Raw genomic sequence first — 16,281 nt, 5'->3', positions numbered from 1 at the left:
CAGAGGCACGCCTAGCGCATCACACTGTGACGCGCATCTGTTTCACGTGAAACGCTGGTATGGCTAGACCTACTTTCCGATGCAGAAGGTCGAAAAGACTTCGCCCAGAATGTCCTCAACACCGATCGCACCTGTCACGCGCGCCAGAGCGTCGGCAGCCCGTCTCAGATCGTCTCCAGCCATTTCCGGCGCCACATCTAGCGCGACGCGCGCCGCTTCGACGCTTTCCAGCGCCTCAAGCAAACGCAGCCGATGCCGCTCTTGCGTCACGGCAGGGAAGTCGGCGCCGGAAAGATCTCTCGCAAGACGGGCGGCAATCCAGTCCCGAAGCTCGATCAGGCCCTCTCCGGTCGCGGTGCTGACCGCTAAAGTCTCAAGACCATCTTCCCCCCCAGACCGGGCGCCAAGGTCGGACTTGGTCGCCACGATCAGATCGCTATCCTCGACGTAGACCGCAGCCACCCCGTCCGGGTCGCCAGGCGCGCGGACCCAAAGGCGCAAGTCGGCTTGCTGGGCGCGCAACCGAGCCCGCCGTACGCCCTCGGCCTCGACCAAGTCATCGCTGTCTCTTAAGCCGGCCGTATCCGACAAGGTCACGGCATAGCCGCCGATCACCAGATCGGCGTCCAGCACATCCCGCGTGGTGCCCGCGATCGGCGTCACGATGGCCGCTTCACGCGCAACCAGCGCATTGAACAGCGACGACTTGCCGGCGTTCGTCTCTCCTATCAGGACGATGCGATAGCCGTCCCTCACCCGTTCGCCACGCCGCCCCGTATCGACGGCGCGTCGCAGGTCAGCGCCGAGTCGGTCCAGCACTGGCCCCGCTGTACGGGCCAGATTGTCCGGCACCTCTTCATCGGGAAAATCGATCTCGGCCTCGACCAGGGCCAAGGCGTGGAGAAGGTCACGACGAAAACCAGCATAGGTCTCGCTGAGCTTGCCGTCCAACTGCCCCAAGGCCTGTTTGGCCTGGGCGCTGGTTTCCGCATCGATCAGATCGGCGACCGCCTCGGCCTGCGCCAGATCCATGCGGCCGTTCTGAAATGCGCGGCGCGTGAACTCGCCGGGGTCTGCCGGGCGCAAGCCCAACGCGATCAAGGCGCGGCTGGCGGCGTCAACGACCGCACGACCGCCATGCAGATGCAGTTCGGCGGCGTCCTCGCCCGTGTAGCTGTTGGGCGCCACGAAACGCAGGATCAAAGCTTGATCGATGTGACCGCCGGCATGGCTGAGATTGCGCACCGACGCTATGCGCGGTTTCACACGGGTTGCGCCAAGCGCCGTCAAGGCGGCCTCGACGCCGGGTCCCGACAAACGGAGAACCGCAATGGCGCCTCGGCCGGGCGGCGTCGCCAAGGCGAAAATGGTGTCGATCATCAACTCAGACCGAGGGGCTCCGAAGCGAAAGCGTGCTCACTTGACCGCCGCTTCCATCACGCGACGGAATTGGTCCTGAGCCTGAAGGCCGAAGCTGGTCCAGGTCTTCATGAGTTCCTCAGGCTGCATGGCGGCGACATTTGCCTCCATCCGCTTCTGCATCTCCGCGACCATGGCGTCGTTCAGCGGTGTCACGTCCGGCAGGCCGAGAAAGGCGCGCGCCTCGGCCGGTGTGCACTCGACTTCCACATTGACCTTCATCGCGCGGTCTCCTGTTTCACGTGAAACGCCATTTATACCCTAACGCCACGCGCGCGGCGCGTGGTTGCTTGAGGATGACGGATCAGGTGTTCATCGACTGGAAGAAGTCAGAGTTGTTCTTCGACTGGCGCAGTTTGTCGAGCAGGAACTCGATCGCGTCCTGCGGACCCATCGGGTTCAGGATGCGGCGCAGGACATAGGTCTTGGCCAGCTGATCCTTCGGCGTGATCAGGTCTTCCTTGCGGGTGCCCGACTTCAGCACGTCGATGGCGGGGAAGATGCGCTTGTCCGCGACCTTACGGTCCAGCACGATTTCCGAGTTGCCGGTGCCTTTGAACTCTTCGAAGATCACCTCGTCCATACGGCTGCCGGTGTCGATCAGGGCCGTGGCGATGATGGTCAACGAACCGCCCTGCTCCACGTTACGCGCGGCGCCGAAGAAGCGCTTGGGCCGCTGCAGGGCGTTGGCGTCGACGCCGCCGGTCAGCACCTTGCCCGACGAGGGGACGGTGGCGTTGTAAGCGCGGCCCAGACGCGTGATGGAGTCCAGCAGGATCACCACGTCCTTCTTGTGCTCGACCAGACGCTTGGCCTTTTCGATCACCATTTCGGCGACCGCGACGTGGCGGGTGGCCGGCTCGTCGAAGGTGGAGGCGACGACCTCGCCCTTCACCGTGCGCTGCATGTCCGTCACTTCTTCAGGGCGTTCGTCGATCAGCAGGACGATCAGGAAGACTTCCGGGTGGTTCCGCTCGATCGACTTGGCGATGTTCTGCAACATCACCGTCTTACCCACGCGCGGCGGCGCCACGATCAGGCAGCGTTGGCCCTTGCCCAGCGGCGCGACGATATCGATGACCCTGCCCGAGCGATCCTTCAGCGTCGGATCCTGGATCTCCATGTGCAGTCGCTCTTCGGGATAGAGCGGCGTCAGGTTGTCGAACAGGACCTTGGTCTTGACCGCTTCGGGGTCTTCCAGATTGATCGTGTCGACCTTGAGCAGGGCGAAGTAGCGTTCGCCTTCGCGCGGCGCCCGCACGGCCCCATGGACGGTATCGCCCGAGCGCAGGCCGAAGCGGCGGATCTGCGACGGCGAGACATAGACGTCGTCCGGCCCCGGCAGATAGTTGGCGTCTGAGCTGCGCAGGAAGCCGAACCCGTCCGGCAGGATTTCCAGCACGCCGTCGGCGATGATCTCGACTTCTTCGTCGGCCAGGGCCTTCAGGATGGCGAACAGCAGATCCTGTTTGCGCAGGTTCGAGGCGTTCTCGACCTCCAGCTGTTCGGCGAAGGCGACTAGGTCGGCCGGGGTCTTCTCGTTCAGTTCGGCCAGCGTGATGCGGCCGTTGGCGACGACGGGCTCGCCGTCCTCTTCATCGTCCGCTGTCGTGTCCACGCCGGAATCGGCGCCCGCCGCCTCGCCGGCTTCGTGCGCTGCGCCGTGATGGGTGGGGGCTTCGACCTCCACGCCTTCGTTCTCGGGGGTGTCGGGATGGGTGTCGCGGACGTCGGTCATGATGCAGGCTCGCGGGCGCACGCGGCCAGAAGGCTGCGGCGCGGGTCTCTGAAAATGTCTGGCCGGAAGGCCGAAGGGAGGTGCGACGGGCTCCCGCTGGCTCCAAGGCCTGCAGGCGTCACGAAAGAGAGGGACCGCCGGCGCAGGACGCCAAACGGTTCGCCGCCAGCGGAACCACACGCGGCGGGTCAGGTCAAGCGGAGCCGCTTAACGGAACGTCCACTCCGTCGTCACCGACAGCACCATGACGATGGCCAGAACAAAGGGAATTTCGTTCGTCATCCGCCAGAACTTGCCCGAATATTTGGACGTGCCGGCCGCGATCTTCTTCCTTTGGGCCGCCAGGAAGCCGTGCCAGCCGCTGAGCAGTAAAACACCCGCCAGCTTGGCGATCATCCAAGGCTCGCCCAGAAACGCCGCGCCGCGCGCCGAGACGTCGATGTGGATCAGCCACAGACCGAAGACCCAGGCCAGGATCATCGCCGGGTTCAGGATGATGCGCAGCAGCCGCGTCTGCCACAGGCGCAGCAGGCCCTGCATCTCGCTTTTCAGCGGTTCGGGCTTGGCGTTCTGCTCAGCGTCATAGGCGTAGAGCCGGGGCAGGAACAGCAGCCCTGCCATCCAGGCGATCACCGCCAGAATGTGCAGTCCACGTGCGAGATCGTAGGTGTTCATGCCGCCTGCCTTGCCTTGCGATGCGGACAGGCCTTCCAGTCCGCCTTGCACCCCTGGCCGAACGGCGCGACGCCCGCCTGGGATAGCGCGCCCACGGCCGCATCGGCCAAGGCGTCTATGAACAGCGGCTCGATCCCGACCGCCGGCGCCCGCAAATAGGGACTGGCCCCTTTTTCGTGGGCCAGTTCGCCATATTCGATATCCAGCTCGACCAGGGTCTCGATATGCTCCGAGACAAAGGCGATGGGCGTGACGACAACCCCAACGCCGTCCTTGGCCGCAGCTTCAATGGCTTCCGGCGTCGACGGCCCCAGCCATTTCATCGGCCCGACCCGGCTCTGGTAGCAGATGGCGTGGTCGATCGGCCCGCGCCGGGCCTCGATGGCGACGACCACGGCGGCGACTGTCGTCTCGATCTGCTCCTGATAGGGATCGCCCTTGCCGGTCACCAGCTTCTCGGGGATGCCGTGGGCGGAGAACAGCACCCGCACCGGCTGGCCCACCGCCTCGTCCAGCTTCTCGCCGATCGCCTGGACCTGGGCCTCAACCCAGCCGGTGGCGGCCGGATAGCAGCAGACGGCGCGACTGACGCCGGGCCCGGCATAGGCGGCGTTCCAGGCCTTCAGCGAGGATTCCGTCGTCGTGGTCGAAAACTGCGGATAGAGCGGCAGCAGGACGACCTCGTCGGGTCCGAAGGCGGCGACCTCGGCCGCAGTCTCCTCGGTCAACGGATGCCAGTAGCGCATGGCGATGAAGACCTTGACCTCATCGCCGCCCAGCCGCGCGCCCAGCACCGCCTGCAAGGCCTCGGCCTGACGACGGGTTTCGGGCAGCAGCGGCGATCCCCCGCCCATCAGGGCGTAGTTGGCTTGGGCGCTGGTTTCGCGCCGGTTTGAGATCAGCTTGGCCAGAGGCGTGCGGAAGATCCCCGGAAGGCCGATGATGGCCGGATCGTTGAACAGGTTGAACAGGAACGGCTTGACCGACGCCTGATCGTCCGGCCCGCCCAGATTGAACAGCACCACCGCAATGCGGCGGCCGGGGGTCGCTTCGCTCATTGGGCGCCGATCCGTCTCAGAACCTGTTCGACATGGTCGATCGGCACGTCCGGCAGGATGCCGTGGCCCAGGTTGAACAGCCAGGGCCCCTGCCCCCAGGCCTCCATCAGTTGGTCGACGCGTCGGTCCAGCAGATCGCCGCCGGCACGCAGCAAAAGCGGGTCGAGCGCCCCCTGGATCGGCTTGATCTGCTGCACCCGTTTGCCGACCTCGAGCGGACAGGCGGTGTCGAGGGCGACGGCGTCGACCTCGACCTCTTCAGCATACCGCTCTGCAAGCGCCGCAGAGCCCCGTGGGAAGCCGATGAGGGGCACGGTGACCCCAAGCTCCCGCGTGCGCTTCACCAGCGCCTGGTGGGGCTTCAGGACCAGTCTTTCGAACAGGTCGTCCGGCAAGCCCTCGGCCCAGCTCTCGAAGATCTTCAGAACCTGGGCGCCGGCGTCGGCCTGCATCTTCAGATATCGAGCCGTGGCCTCGACCAGAACCTCCAGCGTCTCATCGACGCGCTCGGGATCGGCATAGGCGTAGGTGCGGGCTTGGGCGCGCTCGCCCTTGCCTATGGTGCGCGCCTGGCCGTCCAGCATATAGGTCGCCACGGTCCAGGGCGCGCCGGCGAAGCCGATCAGGGCGCGTTCCGGCTCCAAGGCCGCGCGCACGATCGACAGGGTCTCGCCCACCGCCGACAGATGCTCGCCCGCCGCCGGGGCCAGTTCGGCCATCCGACCCGGGATCGGCATTTCGCCCAGACGCGGCCCCTCCCCCGTTTCGAACCAGACGTCCTGGCCCAAGGCGCGCGGGATCAGCAGGATATCGGCGAAGACGATCGCCGCATCGAAGCCGAACCGGCGCATGGGCTGAAGCGTCGCCTCGGCGGCCATTTCGGCGTTCAGACAGAAGGCGATGAAGTCGGGCGCCTCGGCCCTCAGCTTGCGATACTCCGGCAGATACCGACCAGCCTGGCGCATGAACCACACCGGCGGACGCGCCAACGTCTCCCCGCGGAGAGCCCGGAGCACCAGGGGTGTCGGATCGGCAGTCTGGGTCTGATCGGTCATGCCGGAGGATTAAGGTCACAGCCCCCCGCTCTCAATCCCTAATCAGATTAAGAATTAAAAGATTCGAAGTGGCAGGTAGGGCGGTGGAATGGCGGGGATGACTCGATCTGCGGCGGCGGAACAAAAGCGGATATCCACGCCTGGCGTATCCTTAACGGGGATGTCGAAACGACTGATCCCGCCGGTGGACAATCCCTAATGAAACCTTAACGGGCAAGGGTTTGCGGGGGCTTGCGGCTGTGAACGCGGTTAAGCACCGTTAACCTTTCATTAGGATTTTCCACAGCGGTTGGAAATTCGGTTTTCCGCCTTGGGATGATCCGGCGGCGGACGCCCAATGCGATCCACCATCATCCCCGCTCGCGGGCGGATCGATCAGCGGCTAAGAAAAACGGCGCCCCGACGGTCCAACGCCGTCCCCCAACTTTCAACAGGGAGACAGACAGTCTCATGAGCCCTGCGAGACCCTCGGGACCGGCCCGTCTGGCCACCTATTTCCACGTTCACCTGGTGTCGGACTCTACCGGCGAGACCTTGAACGCCATGGCCAAGGCGGTGACCGCGCGTTTCGACGGCGTTATTCCGATTGAGCACATCTATTCCCTGGTGCGATCGCCAAAGCAGATGGAGCGGGTGCTGCAGGAAGTAGAATCCGCGCCGGGCGTCGTTCTCCACACCCTGGTCGACCGCGATCTGCGCGAGCAGCTGGAAGAGGGCTGTCGTCGCCTGGACATGCCCCAGATCGGCGCGCTGGATCCCTTGGTCGGCGCCATGTCGCGCTATCTCGGCGCGGCCCTGTCCACCCGCGTCGGCGCCCAGCACGCGCTGGACCACGACTATTTCAACCGGATCGCGGCGCTGGACTTCGCCATGGCCTATGATGACGGCCAGGGTTCGCTGGATCAGCTGGAGGGCGCCGACGTCGTTCTGTGCGGGGTCAGCCGGACATCCAAGACCCCCACCTGCATCTATCTGGCCCACCGCGGCATCCGGGCGGCCAACGTGCCCCTGGTGCCGGGCCAGGAGGACGGCGAGCGGCTGACCAAGCTAAAGAACCCCCTGGTGATCGGCCTGACCGTGTCGCCCGATCGGCTGGTTCAGATCCGGCGCAACCGCATCGACAATTTGAACGCCAGCCAGTCGTCGAACTATACGGACCAAGACGCCGTGCGTGACGAGACGATCAAGGCCCGGCGGGCCTTTGAACGGCGTGGCTGGCCGACCATCGACGTGACGCGCCGCTCGGTGGAAGAAACGGCGGCGGCGATCACCAATCTTCTGAGCGAGCACCGCAACCACAAGATCGGGACGACCTGGTGATGAGCGCCGCTGTTTCGGTATCGCCCTCCGCGCTGCTTGAGCGCGGCACTCTCATCCTGGCGTCCAAGAGCGCGGCCCGCCGCGCCATGCTGGAAAACGCCGGCGTCGCCTTTGAGGTGCGCGTCGCCGATGTGGACGAGGACGCGATCAAGGCCGTCTCGACCGATCTGGACGCCGCGGCCCTCGCCGTTCGTCTCGCGGAAGCCAAGGCCCTGGCCGTTTCACGCGCCGATGAGACCGCCTGGGTGCTGGGCTCGGATCAGACCCTGGCCTTTGACGGCGGCCTGGTCTCCAAGGCCAAGTCGCTTGACGCGGCGCGCGAGCGGCTGAAAGCGATGCGCGGCAAGTCGCACCAACTGCACTCCGGCGCAGCGCTGGCGACCAAGGGCCAGATCGTCTGGTCCGGCGTCGATACGGTTCAGATGCGGATGCGCAATTTCTCGGACGCCTTCCTCGACGCTTATCTGGCGGCCGAGGGCGAGGCCCTGCTGTCCTGCGTCGGTTCCTACCGGCTTGAGGGGCTAGGCTCGCAGCTGTTCGAAGCGGTGGACGGCGACTATTTCACGGTGCTGGGTCTGCCGCTCTGGCCGGTGTTGAAAGAGTTGCGTCGGGCGGGGGTGATCGCGGCATGAGCACCCACCGCATCACCGGGGCCGCCATGGTCGCCGGGATCGCCGGAAATCCGGTCGCCCATTCGCTCAGTCCGGTCATCCACAACGCCTGGCTGGCGGCAAGCGGGATCGACGGCGTCTATGTCCCCTTCGCCCCTGTCGATGCGGCCGGATTTGAGGCCCTGGTCGCAGCGGGACGCGCGGGCCTGATCATGGGGCTGAACGTCACCGCCCCATTCAAGGAACAGTCCTTCGCCCTGGCGGATCAGGCGACGGCGGCCGCACGGCTGACGTCCTCGGCCAATATCCTGCAGTTCGAAAACGGGCGGGTGCTGGCCGACAGTTCCGACGGGATCGGGCTGATGCGTGGCCTGAAGGAACAGGCGCCGGACCTGGACGTGGCGGGGCGGCCTGTAGTGGTGCTGGGCGCCGGCGGCGCGGCGCGCGCCGGGTCCGGCGCCCTGGTCGAGGCGGGCGCCGAGGTTCGCATCGTCAACCGTTCGCCCGAACGCGCCCAGGCCCTGGCCGTTGATCTCGGGCCGTCGGTTCGGGTCATGGCAGCCGACGACGCTTTTGACGGCGCAGCCTTGGTTATCAACGCGCTGAGCGTTGCGCCCAGCATCGACTTCGACCGGATCGCGCCCGGCACGGTGGTGATGGATATGACCTACAAGCCGTTGGCCACGCCCTTCCTGACGGCGGCGCGCGAACGCGGCCTGCCGACGGTGGATGGATTGGCCATGCTGATCGGCCAGGCGGCGCCGTCGTTCGAAGCCCTGTTCCGCCGTCCGCCGCCGCCTCTCGATCTTCGCGCCCTGTTGATGACCCATCTGGGCGAGGCGGCATGATCCTGCTCGGTCTCACCGGCTCCATCGGCATGGGCAAGTCGACGACGACGGCCATGTTCGCCGATTTGGGGGCGGTCGTCTGGAACGCCGACGATGCGGTTCACCGCCTCTATGCGCCTGGCGGTGCGGCGGTTGGTCCGGTGGGCGAAGCCTTTCCCGGCGTCGTGGTGGACGGCGCGGTCGATCGCACGCGTCTGGCGGAGGTGCTTGGGAAAGACGACACCGCCTTTCGACATCTGGAAGCCATCGTGCACCCCCTGGTCGCCCAGGGTCGCGCGGCGGATCTTGAGGCGGCGCGCACGGCGGGTGTGAAACTGGCGGTTCTGGACATCCCCCTGCTGTTCGAGACGGGTGGAGACAAGGCCGTCGACGCCGTTGTCGTGGTCACCGCCGATCCGGCGATCCAGGCGGAGCGCGTCCTGGCCCGTCCCGGCATGACCCGCGAACGGTTCGACGCCATCCTGGCGCGCCAGATGCCGGACGCCGAAAAGCGCGCCCGCGCCGATTTCGTCATCGACACCGGCCGGGGTTTGGAGGCCGCGCGGGCCGAGGTCGAGGCGATCGTCGCCGCCGTTCTGGACCCGTCGTGGATATCTCCCCGGCGCGGCGCGGCGAGCCTTTCGCGCTGAGGCGAATGCCGCCATTAAGGGCGAATGGCGCGCGAGATCGTTCTGGATACGGAAACCACCGGCTTCGACCCCAAGACGGGCGACCGGCTGATCGAGGTCGGCTGTATCGAGATCCAGGACCTGCTGCCGACGGGGCGCACCTTCCATCGGTTCGTCAATCCAGAGCGGCTGATCCCGCCCGACGCCATCCGGGTTCACGGCATCACCGACGAAAAGGTCAAAGATGCGCCCAAGTTCGCCGAGATCGCCGACGACCTGATCGAATTCATCGGCGATGCGCAGATGATCGCCCATAACGCCGCCTTCGACCGAAACTTCATCGACTTCGAATATGCGCGGTGCGGCCGGCCGATCACTGGCGAGGCGCGCTGGATCGATACGCTGAAACTGGCCCAGACGCGGTTTCCGGGCATGCCTAACTCGCTGGACGCCCTGTGCAAACGCTACAAGGTCTCGCTTGTCGAGCGGACGCTGCACGGCGCCCTGATCGACGCCCGTCTGCTGGCCGAGGTCTATCTTGAGCTTCGCGGCGGCAAGGAGCGGGTGCTGGACCTGTCGTCCGCGCCGGTCGGCCGTGGTCCCGGCGGCGTCATCGAAACCGCCGCCTACGGCCAGCGCCCCCGCCCTCTGGCGCCGCGCTCCACGCCTGAGGAACAGGCCGCCCACGTCGCCTTCCTCGCCAAGGCGCTTAAGGACCGATCACTGTGGGACGCCTACGGTCTGCCGGCGCAGGAAGACGCGGCTTAGTCTCTTTTTTTAGCGCCCAAGTCGTGAGCGACCGCGTCGCGAACATAGCGCGGCGCGCAGCGCCCCAGGCTTAAGCCTGCCGGAAGCCCAGCACGTCTTGCATGTCATAGAGACCGGGCCCTCGCGTCCGCACCCAGGCAGCGGCGGCGACAGCGCCCTTTGCGAACAGCGACCGATCGATCGCCGAATGACTGAGGGTCAGTACCTCGTCTTCCGATGCGAACAGCACCGTGTGCTCGCCGATGATGCCGCCGGCGCGGATCGAGGAAAAACCGATCTTGCCGCTCTCGCGCTCGCCCTGGACCCCGTCATAGGGTTTGGAGCGCAGGTCATCCAGATCCGCGAACCGCCCCTCGGCTGCGGCTTCGCCCAGCATCAGAGCGGTGCCCGACGGTGAATCCACTTTCCGGCGGTGGTGGGCCTCGGTGATCTCAATGTCCCAATCCTGGGCGTCCAGACGTTGGGCCGCGTGCTGGACAAGGCCGATCAGGATGTTCACGCCCAGGGAAAAGTTGCCGCTCTTGACGATGGCGACCTTCTCGGCGGCCTTCATCAGGTCGGCCTCCTGCTCACCCGTGAAGCCGGTCGAACCGATCACCAAGGCCGGGCCGCCGCGCTCGGCCGCGCTCTGGGCCAGGGCCACCGAGGCGGCCGGAGTCGAGAAGTCGATGATCACGTCGCACAGCGACAGGTCGGCGGTTTCGCCCCAATCGAAGCGGGCGGCGACCACCACGTCCTCGCGGGCGTCCAGAACCTGAGAGACCGCACGCCCCATCCGGCCGCGATAGCCGGAAATGCCGGCGTGGAAGATTGCGCTCAAACCGCGTTCTCTTTCGACCCGTCCGCGTCCTGATTGCCCAGGATGTCGGCCCAGAAACGCTTCGCCTTTCCGGCAAAGCTGGAATTCCTGGGGTTCTGCCCCTCCCCGAACGACAGGGCAAGCTCTTCCAGCAACTCACGCTGGCGCGCGGTCAGATCGGTGGGCGTCTCGACGAACAGTTCGACCACCAGATCGCCCCGGTTGCGGCCGTTCAGATGGGGCATGCCCTTGCCCTTGATGCGTACGGTCTTGCCGGTCTGGGCGCCGGCCGGCACGGCGACCGAGGCCTTGCACTTGCCGTCGCAGGCCGTTGAGACCAGGCAAGGGGCGTCGATCTCGCCGCCCAGGGCCGCCACCGTCATCGGCACGGGCACAGTGACCAGCAGGTCCAGGTTGTCGCGCTCGAACAGGTCGTGCGGCGTGACCGAGATGAAGACATACAGATCGCCGCGCGGTCCGCCGCGCTGGCCCGCATCGCCCTCGCCCGACAGACGGATGCGCGAACCGTCGTCCACGCCGGCCGGGATTTTCAGGTTCAGGGTGCGAGTTTTGCGAACCTGGCCGTGCCCGTGGCAGGTGGTGCAGGGATCGGCAATCATCTGACCCTGGCCGTGGCAACGGGGGCAGGTGCGCTCGACCTGGAAGAAGCCGTTGGCTTGCCTCACGCGACCGGCGCCCTGGCAGGTGGTGCAGGTGACGGGCTTGGTGCCCGGCTTGGCGCCTGACCCCTCGCAAGTGTCGCAGGTCATGGTCGAGGGGATGTCGATCTCGACATCTTCGCCCTTGTAGGCCTGCTCCAGAGTGATCTCCAGATCGTAGCGCAGGTCCGAGCCCCGGCGCGGTCCGCTCTGCTGGCCCCGGCCCTGGCGTCCGCCGAACGCGTCGCCGAACGCGTCGCCGAAGACCTGGGAGAAGATGTCGTTGATGTCCGAGAAACCCTGGCCGCCCTGGCCGAAGGGATTGCCGCCCCCGCCGCCGTTCACGCCCGCATGGCCGTAACGATCATAGGCCGCGCGCTTATTGTCGTCCGACAGCACCGTATAGGCCTCGGATAGCTCCTTGAACTTGGCCATCGCCTCTTCCGAGCCGCCGTTGCGGTCGGGGTGGTGAACCATGGCCAGCTTGCGGTAGGCGGCTTTCAGGCCGGGGGCGTCGATCGTGCGTTCGACACCCAGAACTTCGTAATAATCACGCGCCATCGGGCGTTCGTCCTCATACTTCCCCGTTCGCTTTCGCCTCGCCTCTTATCGAGCGTTGGTCGAAATCGATGTCCCGGCTGACATGGGGTCCGGGACCAATGATGCAAGTTTCATGAAAAGGCCCCGCCTATCGCAAGACAAGCGGGGCCGTATCATTTCAGCGACCTATGACGGATCAGGCGCTCTTCTTGTCGTCGCCGTCCGTGTCCGACACTTCCTCGAACTCGGCGTCGACCACGCCGTCGTCGGCCGGCTGGCCTTCGGCGGCGGCGTCGCCCTGCTGCTGGGCGTACATGGCTTCACCCAGCTTCATCGAGGCCTGGACCAGGGTGTTGGTCTTGGCGCGGATGTCTTCTGGATCCGTGCCTTCGCGCGCAGTCTTCAGCTCGGCCAGTCCGGTCTCAATGGCCGTCTTCTCGTCGGCGCCCACCTTGTCGCCGTGCTCGGCCAGGGCCTTTTCGGTCGAGTGGATCAGGCTGTCGGCGGCGTTCTGCGCCTCGACCAGATCCTTCTTGGCCTTGTCGGTGGCGGCGTTGGCCTCGGCTTCCTTGACCATCTTGTCGATGTCGGCGTCCGACAGGCCGCCGTTCGCCTGGATGCGGATCGACTGCTCCTTGTTGGTCGCCTTGTCCTTGGCCGAGACGTTGACGATGCCGTTGGCGTCGATGTCGAAGGCGACCTCGATCTGCGGCATGCCGCGCGGTGCGGGCGGAATGCCCATCAGGTCGAACTGACCCAGCATCTTGTTGTCCGACGCCATCGGACGCTCGCCCTGGAAGACCCGGATCGTCACGGCCGACTGGTTGTCGTCGGCGGTCGAGAAGGTCTGGCTCTTCTTGGTCGGGATCGTCGTGTTGCGCTCGATCAGAGGCGTGAACACGCCGCCCAGGGTTTCGATGCCCAGGGTCAGCGGCGTCACGTCCAGCAGCAGCACGTCCTTGACGTCGCCTTGCAGAACGCCGGCCTGAACGGCGGCGCCCAGGGCCACGACTTCGTCAGGGTTCACGCCCTTGTGCGGCTCCTTGCCGAAGAAGGCCTTCACGGCTTCCACGACCTTGGGCATGCGGGTCATGCCGCCGACCAGAACCACTTCGTCGATGTCCGAGGCCTTCAGGCCAGCGTCGGCCAGGGCCTTCTTGCACGGCTCGATCGTGCGCTGGACCAGGTCCTCGACCAGGCTTTCCAGCTTGGCGCGCGTCAGCTTGATGTTCAGGTGCAGCGGACCCGAGGCGTTCATGGTGATGAACGGCAGGTTGACCTCGTACTGGGTCGTGGTCGACAGCTCCTTCTTGGCCTTTTCGGCCTCTTCCTTCAGGCGCTGCAGGGCCAGCTTGTCCTGGCGCAGGTCGACCGACTGCTCCTTCTTGAACTCGTCGGCCAGGTAGTCGACCAGACGCAGGTCGAAGTCCTCGCCGCCCAGGAAGGTGTCGCCGTTGGTCGACTTCACCTCGAACACGCCGTCGCCGATCTCCAAAATCGAGACGTCGAAGGTGCCGCCGCCCAGGTCATAGACGGCGATCTTCTGGCCGTCGTTCTTTTCCAGGCCATAGGCCAGGGCCGCCGCGGTCGGCTCGTTGATGATGCGCAGCACTTCCAGGCCGGCGATCTTGCCGGCGTCCTTGGTCGCCTGACGCTGGCTGTCGTTGAAATAGGCCGGCACGGTGATCACGGCCTGGGTGACCTTTTCGCCCAGATAGGCCTCGGCCGCTTCCTTCATCTTGGTCAGGGTGAAGGCCGAAATCTGCTGCGGGGAATAGTCCTTGCCGAAGGCGCGCACCCAGGCGTCGCCGTTCGGGCCCTTGACGATCTCATAGGGCACCATGCCCTTGTCCTTGGCGACGACGGGATCATCGAAGTTGCGGCCGATCAGGCGCTTGATCGCGAAGAAGGTGTTGGACGGGTTGGTGACGGCCTGGCGCTTGGCGGGTTGGCCCACCAGCACTTCCGCGCCGTCCTGGATCGCCACGACCGACGGGGTCGTGCGGTTGCCCTCGGCGTTTTCGATCACCTTCGGCGTCTTGCCGTCCATGACGGCGACGCACGAGTTGGTGGTGCCCAGGTCGATGCCGATAATCTTGGCCATGTGTTCTTCAGTCTCTCTGGTTCGGCGGGCGATGCGGCGGCCTTCGACGAAGCGCCGCGCGTGACCGCCCCCGGTTGGGTTGGCGTGGATCAGGCTGGATAGCCCCAAGTTTCGCGGGGTTTCTCCGAAGCTGGCCCCGATATGGGAAAATCCCCCCGGCCCGCAAGGGCGTTATGCGATTCAACGCTTTCGAAGAACGGTGAAATTCGAATATGCAGGCGCGGCGATTACGGCGCATAAGATTTTGCATCGCGCTCTGGGGATCGCGATCGAGGAAGGGAGAGGAAACAATGATCAAGATCATGCTCAAGGCCGCCGTCGCCGCCGCCGTTCTGATCGGCTCTGCGGCCGCCGCCGCGCCGCCTGCTGGGGCGCCGGCCATCCAGTCGCGTGACGGCTATGATCGACACGTCACAATCAAGAACCGCACCGGCTGGACCATGTTGCGCTTCTACGCGTCGGATTCGCGCAGCGACGACTGGGAAGAGGACATCCTGGGCTCGGACGTTCTGGAAAGCGGGCAGGATGTGCGCATCAACATTGATGACGGCTCGGGCGCCTGCATCTATGACTTCAAGGCCGAGTTCACCAACGGTCAGGAGCTGACGCGGTCGCGCATCAATGTCTGTGAGGTCAGCGAATACACCTATACCCGTTGAGGTGAAGAGCGCCGTCGAGGGCTTCCGGCTCTGGCCGGGGGCGCTCAATGCAGCGGCGCAGGCTGATCTGGTCGCCGAGGTGTTCGCCCGACTGGATGACGCGCCGCTTTATCGGCCGACCACACCGGGCGGTCGGCCTTTTTCGGTTCAGATGAGCAACTTCGGTCCGCTGGGCTGGGTCTCCGACCGGGGCGGCTATCGCTACCAGTCGATCCATCCCGAGACCGGGCGACCCTGGCCGGCGATCCCGACTGTGCTGCTCGATCTGTGGCACGCCACGGTCGGCTGGCCCACACCGCCGGACGCCTGTCTGGTCAATCTGTATCGCGATGCGGCGAAGATGGGCCTGCATCAGGACAAGGACGAGGCCGATCTCGGCGCGCCTGTCCTGTCGGTGTCGTTGGGAGACGCGGCGACGTTCCGCATCGGCGCGGCGGAGGGCGGACGCACCACGACGCTGAGGCTGGACAGCGGCGATGTCTGCGCCCTGACCGGACCCGCGCGCCTGGCCCGCCACGGCGTCGACCACGTGCTGGCCGGATCGTCGCGCCTGATCCCCGGCGGCGGCCGGCTGAACCTGACGCTGCGCTGCGCCGGTTGAGCGCCGGATTTTTGGACTGGCTTTCGCCGTCCGGCTGCGGCGTATGTCGGAGATGGATGATCTGAAGCGTCGTTGGGCCCGGCTGGAGCCCGCCATCACCGTCGTGGGCCCGGACGACGACCGGCCCCGTCCTGCAGTGCTGATGTTCCATGGCTGCGGGGGTCTGCGCGATCACCTGCCCCGCTATGCCGAGGTCGCCAAGGCGGCGGGCTGGCGCGCCTTCATCATCGATTCCTACGGCCCGCGCGGCTGGGGCCGGGCCTTCACCCTGGCGGCGGTCTGCACAGGCTTGTCGTTCCGGGGCTATGAGCGGGTGGGCGACGTGCTGGCGGCGATCCGGGGCGTTTCGGCACGCCCCGATGTCGACGCGACGAAGCTGGCCCTGGCCGGCTGGAGCCACGGCGGCTGGTCGATCATGGAGATGATGAGCGGCGCGCCGACGCCCGGCGCCTTTGGCGTGACCGATCCCGCCGAGGCCAGCCTGTCCGGGGTCAAGGCGGTGTGGCTGGCCTATCCCTACATCGGCCCGTTCGCCTTCAACCGGTTGAAGCCCTGGCGGCATTGCCCGCATGTCCTGGCCGTCACCTGCAAGCGCGACCACCTGACCACCGTGCGCAACGCCGAACAGGTCAACGCCATGATCCGCAACTGCGGCTCCGAGGTCGAAAGCTGGATCGCCGGGGGCACTCACGCCTTCGACGAACCGACCAACAACGGCCCCATGCGCCACGATCCGGAACTGACGACCGAGGCCCTGCGCCGCTTCGGCGCCTTCCTGACCGACGCCGTGCCACACAGCTGAAAAGAAAACTGACCCGC

At 66.0% G+C, this 16,281-nt stretch carries 17 protein-coding genes; 8 read left to right on the top strand and 9 right to left on the bottom strand.

Annotation, left to right across the window (positions count from 1 at the left end; genetic code table 11):
• Window positions 1-69: 69 nt before the first annotated feature.
• The 6 genes from mnmE to hemE form a co-directional block, all read right to left on the bottom strand.
• Window positions 70-1,380, bottom strand: coding sequence for a tRNA uridine-5-carboxymethylaminomethyl(34) synthesis GTPase MnmE (gene mnmE, locus ABIC32_RS10255; protein WP_354074086.1), 1,311 nt, complete (start codon window positions 1,378-1,380; stop codon window positions 70-72).
• Window positions 1,381-1,416: 36 nt separating this feature from the next.
• Complete coding sequence (locus ABIC32_RS10250) at window positions 1,417-1,641, bottom strand: DUF6489 family protein (protein ID WP_354074085.1); 225 nt, start codon at window positions 1,639-1,641, stop codon at window positions 1,417-1,419.
• Between the two features lie 82 nt (window positions 1,642-1,723).
• Window positions 1,724-3,157 carry a transcription termination factor Rho gene (rho, locus tag ABIC32_RS10245; protein ID WP_354074084.1) on the bottom strand — a complete coding sequence of 478 codons (1,434 nt, stop codon included), beginning with the start codon at window positions 3,155-3,157 and terminating at the stop codon, window positions 1,724-1,726.
• A gap of 207 nt (window positions 3,158-3,364) precedes the next feature.
• Complete coding sequence (locus ABIC32_RS10240) at window positions 3,365-3,832, bottom strand: CopD family protein (RefSeq protein WP_354074083.1); 468 nt, start codon at window positions 3,830-3,832, stop codon at window positions 3,365-3,367.
• Window positions 3,829-4,890, bottom strand: coding sequence for a ferrochelatase (hemH, locus tag ABIC32_RS10235; protein ID WP_354074082.1), 1,062 nt, complete (start codon window positions 4,888-4,890; stop codon window positions 3,829-3,831). The genes ABIC32_RS10240 and hemH overlap by 4 nt, the downstream gene beginning before the upstream one ends.
• Window positions 4,887-5,945, bottom strand: coding sequence for a uroporphyrinogen decarboxylase (gene hemE, locus ABIC32_RS10230; RefSeq protein ID WP_354074081.1), 1,059 nt, complete (start codon window positions 5,943-5,945; stop codon window positions 4,887-4,889). Before hemE ends, hemH begins: the two co-directional genes overlap by 4 nt.
• A 450-nt stretch (window positions 5,946-6,395) precedes the next feature.
• Between hemE and ABIC32_RS10225 the strand changes: the two genes are divergently transcribed.
• From ABIC32_RS10225 to dnaQ, 5 genes are read left to right on the top strand one after another with little or no spacing between them, the layout of a single operon-like run.
• On the top strand, window positions 6,396-7,265 hold the full coding sequence (locus ABIC32_RS10225) for a pyruvate, water dikinase regulatory protein (RefSeq protein WP_137720454.1): 870 nt from the start codon (window positions 6,396-6,398) through the stop codon (window positions 7,263-7,265).
• A complete protein-coding gene (locus ABIC32_RS10220; protein WP_354074080.1) occupies window positions 7,265-7,897 on the top strand; it encodes a Maf family protein in 633 nt (210 codons plus the stop codon). The genes ABIC32_RS10225 and ABIC32_RS10220 overlap by 1 nt, the downstream gene beginning before the upstream one ends.
• A complete protein-coding gene (locus tag ABIC32_RS10215) occupies window positions 7,894-8,724 on the top strand; it encodes a shikimate dehydrogenase family protein (protein ID WP_354074079.1) in 831 nt (276 codons plus the stop codon). The genes ABIC32_RS10220 and ABIC32_RS10215 overlap by 4 nt, the downstream gene beginning before the upstream one ends.
• Entirely contained in the window at window positions 8,721-9,353 is a 633-nt protein-coding gene (coaE, locus tag ABIC32_RS10210) for a dephospho-CoA kinase (protein WP_354074078.1), read from the top strand. The genes ABIC32_RS10215 and coaE overlap by 4 nt, the downstream gene beginning before the upstream one ends.
• Window positions 9,354-9,377: 24 nt before the next feature.
• Complete coding sequence (gene dnaQ, locus ABIC32_RS10205; RefSeq protein ID WP_153924215.1) at window positions 9,378-10,100, top strand: DNA polymerase III subunit epsilon; 723 nt, start codon at window positions 9,378-9,380, stop codon at window positions 10,098-10,100.
• Window positions 10,101-10,170: 70 nt separating this feature from the next.
• Here dnaQ and dapB read toward each other — a convergent pair whose 3' ends face one another.
• The 3 genes from dapB to dnaK all read right to left on the bottom strand — a co-directional run bounded on the left by dapB (window position 10,171) and on the right by dnaK (window position 14,235).
• On the bottom strand, window positions 10,171-10,920 hold the full coding sequence (dapB, locus tag ABIC32_RS10200) for a 4-hydroxy-tetrahydrodipicolinate reductase (RefSeq protein ID WP_354074077.1): 750 nt from the start codon (window positions 10,918-10,920) through the stop codon (window positions 10,171-10,173).
• A complete protein-coding gene (dnaJ, locus tag ABIC32_RS10195) occupies window positions 10,917-12,119 on the bottom strand; it encodes a molecular chaperone DnaJ (RefSeq protein WP_354074076.1) in 1,203 nt (400 codons plus the stop codon). The genes dapB and dnaJ overlap by 4 nt, the downstream gene beginning before the upstream one ends.
• Window positions 12,120-12,294: 175 nt before the next feature.
• Window positions 12,295-14,235 carry a molecular chaperone DnaK gene (dnaK, locus tag ABIC32_RS10190; protein WP_354074131.1) on the bottom strand — a complete coding sequence of 647 codons (1,941 nt, stop codon included), beginning with the start codon at window positions 14,233-14,235 and terminating at the stop codon, window positions 12,295-12,297.
• A 257-nt stretch (window positions 14,236-14,492) separates the two neighbouring features.
• Here dnaK and ABIC32_RS10185 point away from each other — a divergent pair, with 257 nt between their 5' ends.
• Genes ABIC32_RS10185 through ABIC32_RS10175 form a run of 3 tightly spaced genes read left to right on the top strand, consistent with a single transcriptional unit; the run spans window position 14,493 to window position 16,264 of the window.
• Window positions 14,493-14,861 carry a hypothetical protein gene (locus tag ABIC32_RS10185; RefSeq protein ID WP_066553572.1) on the top strand — a complete coding sequence of 123 codons (369 nt, stop codon included), beginning with the start codon at window positions 14,493-14,495 and terminating at the stop codon, window positions 14,859-14,861.
• Window positions 14,824-15,462, top strand: coding sequence for an alpha-ketoglutarate-dependent dioxygenase AlkB (locus ABIC32_RS10180; RefSeq protein WP_354074075.1), 639 nt, complete (start codon window positions 14,824-14,826; stop codon window positions 15,460-15,462). The genes ABIC32_RS10185 and ABIC32_RS10180 overlap by 38 nt, the downstream gene beginning before the upstream one ends.
• A 52-nt stretch (window positions 15,463-15,514) precedes the next feature.
• Window positions 15,515-16,264 carry a dienelactone hydrolase family protein gene (locus tag ABIC32_RS10175; RefSeq protein WP_354074074.1) on the top strand — a complete coding sequence of 250 codons (750 nt, stop codon included), beginning with the start codon at window positions 15,515-15,517 and terminating at the stop codon, window positions 16,262-16,264.
• Window positions 16,265-16,281 lie beyond the last annotated feature (17 nt).

The sequence above is a fragment of the Brevundimonas sp. 1080 genome (assembly GCF_040545985.1).
Taxonomy (GTDB): domain Bacteria; phylum Pseudomonadota; class Alphaproteobacteria; order Caulobacterales; family Caulobacteraceae; genus Brevundimonas.
This window is presented reverse-complemented; position numbering and strand designations above follow the sequence as displayed.